This is a genomic window from Ilyobacter sp. (genome assembly GCF_041583315.1).
Lineage (GTDB): Bacteria > Fusobacteriota > Fusobacteriia > Fusobacteriales > Fusobacteriaceae > Ilyobacter.
In genome coordinates this window covers 1-2,165 of the sequence record NZ_JBFHGC010000498.1, presented here as the reverse complement: position 1 = coordinate 2,165, position 2,165 = coordinate 1, and the positions used below count along the sequence as shown (strand labels likewise).

4 protein-coding genes and 1 pseudogene are annotated in these 2,165 nt (G+C 28.9%); all 5 read right to left on the bottom strand.

Translation table 11 applies throughout. The features are described 5' to 3' along the window. Positions 1-274, bottom strand: a pseudogene (locus ABZA26_RS13425) (hypothetical protein); the annotation flags it as partial. Between the two features lie 39 nt (positions 275-313). Continuing rightward, positions 314-595, bottom strand: a complete 282-nt coding sequence (locus ABZA26_RS13420) for a helix-turn-helix domain-containing protein (protein WP_372715007.1) — start codon at positions 593-595, stop codon at positions 314-316. Further along, positions 585-926, bottom strand: a complete 342-nt coding sequence (locus ABZA26_RS13415; RefSeq protein ID WP_372715006.1) for a type II toxin-antitoxin system RelE/ParE family toxin — start codon at positions 924-926, stop codon at positions 585-587. The genes ABZA26_RS13420 and ABZA26_RS13415 overlap by 11 nt, the downstream gene beginning before the upstream one ends. Before the next feature lie 220 nt (positions 927-1,146). Continuing rightward, complete coding sequence (locus tag ABZA26_RS13410; RefSeq protein WP_372715005.1) at positions 1,147-1,428, bottom strand: type II toxin-antitoxin system RelE/ParE family toxin; 282 nt, start codon at positions 1,426-1,428, stop codon at positions 1,147-1,149. Then, positions 1,409-1,699, bottom strand: a complete 291-nt coding sequence (locus tag ABZA26_RS13405) for a hypothetical protein (protein ID WP_372715004.1) — start codon at positions 1,697-1,699, stop codon at positions 1,409-1,411. Before ABZA26_RS13405 ends, ABZA26_RS13410 begins: the two co-directional genes overlap by 20 nt. Between the last annotated feature and the right edge of the window lie 466 nt (positions 1,700-2,165).

Genomic DNA, 2,165 nt, shown 5'->3' with positions numbered 1-2,165 from the left:
GGTAGTACTTTTTACATGATTCCTTCTCGGGTTCAACATCAATCCCCCAACTTATCAATGTAAGATGATCTTTATCTACCCACGTCATAATACCTGCCTTCTCATCCATGGTGCTTTTCAGAATGGTTTTTCCTAGAAGAACACACTGCTTACCACCTTTTATAACCGGCTTTTCATTAAATTGATCGAGAGTAATCAAGTATAGCCTTTCGAAATTTTGGGTCCACCTGCATACCAGGTGGTTTTCTTCTTCTACAAAAAAAGACTTCATCAACTGAAGTCTTTTTAACAGAAATTAATTCTATAGGTTAGATTATGAATGCTTTGGAATAAAAGATATATGTAGCTCTTGACCTAAACCTTCAGCTACCCTTTTTAAAAATTCTAGACTTGGATTGAGAGATCCTTTCTCAAGTCTACTGATCCTTGATTGATCTGTACCTATTAGTTTAGCTAAATCAGACTGACTTATACCTTTTTCTTTTCTAGCCTTTATCATTGCTGTTATTATTTCATATTCAGGTCTTAATCTATCATACTTTTCTTTAATTTCAATATCCTTCAATTTTTCAGTTAAATAATTATCAAATTTCATTTTCATACCTCCTTAAATGATCATCTTTATACTCTAGTGCCTTATCAAATTCTTTTTTTTGGGGTTTCTGTGTTTTCTTGATAAACCCATTTGTTAAAATTATATCTTCATTAGAAAAAAAATAGAATATTCTAGATATATCTGAACCAGCTTTTACTCTAAGCTCATATAATCCATTTTTCATATATTTCACATGAGGTTCCTTTAAATCTCGTCCATTATCTTGAAGCAGTTTTAATTCTCTTAAAGCTTTTGCTAACATCTTTTTTTCAAGAGAATCTAGAAAATCTTTTACAGGGCATTTCCCATTTTCTCTTGTATAAAAATCCACATGATACAATGAGATCACTTCTAGTAAAATTATATGTTGTATATAACATTAGTTTATCGAATATAAATAAAGCACATATTACTACAAATAATTGAATCAATACTAAATTATAGAAACAAAAAGGCCTCCATAAGGAGACCTCTAAGCATATCTTGAGTATTATATTTAGTTTTGTTGTCTAAAATAGTTACACAAACTTGAAACAGACTTTTTTGAAAATCTAAAGACCCTTTATTTTTTTATATATGTCACCACGAGGACCAATGATTGCTACAATAATTAATTGCCCTTCATTGTCTATTTTAAAAATAGATCTATAACTCCCTATCTTAAGTCTCTTTAAATTCTCATAACCTTGAAGATTCTTTATATTATACAAGTCTACTGACTCAATATCTTTTGATATATTATCAAAGACTCTGTGAAATTGAAGTCCTACTTTTTTATTTCTTAATAAAAATTTTTGGGCTTCTTTTTTATATTTAACCTTGTAAGATATCATCCACAGTCACCTCTACTGCATCAGAATCATCGTCTAAATCTATTCCTTCCAGCATTCGTATTATTTCTTCCTCTTCTTTGGGAGATACATATTCACAATTTTCATTTATATAATTTAAAAGGTCTTGACTGTCTCTTTCTTGTATTTCTTTAGTCATCGTTTTTCTTATAAACTCACTAACAGAAATTTTAAGTTCCTTTGCTTTTTCAGTTATAAGATCCCATTCTTCATCTGAAAATAAAATATTATGTCTTTTAAAAACTTGCGGCATAAAAAATCCCTCCTTATTCTTCATACACCATTATACACCACTGATTAAATAAGGTCAACAGGGAGATTCATGAAAATTGAAAAAAAGGCCTCCGTCTGGAGGCCAATATACTGGATATTATATTCAGTTTTGTTATTTTAAATAACTTATATGTAATTTTTGAAATATCCTAAGCCTATATTTAACTCAAATAAAAAAGTTTTAAGAGAGTTGATTAGACCGTAATCCTTCATATTAAAAATTGGATGTATGGATTATCTTCAGACAGATTTCAGCCACAAATTTTTTCATTTAATATATGTATTGCATAAAAACATAATTTCATACTAGTGAAGCTCAATAGGATATTGATTCCTTCATAAAATATGAGAATAATTCCCACAAAATATCCAAAAATAGAAAAAATATTGGGATTGTATATAAAATTGACCCGATATTAAAAATTGATTTGTCCTCTATTTAAACT

What these genes read in the sequence shown, in the direction of transcription:
- ABZA26_RS13420 (WP_372715007.1), bottom strand. Translation starts at nt 595, where the DNA reads ATGAAATTTGATAATTATTTAACTGAAAAATTGAAGGATATTGAAATT.
- ABZA26_RS13410 (WP_372715005.1), bottom strand. Translation starts at nt 1,428, where the DNA reads ATGATATCTTACAAGGTTAAATATAAAAAAGAAGCCCAAAAATTTTTA.
- ABZA26_RS13405 (WP_372715004.1), bottom strand. Translation starts at nt 1,699, where the DNA reads ATGCCGCAAGTTTTTAAAAGACATAATATTTTATTTTCAGATGAAGAA.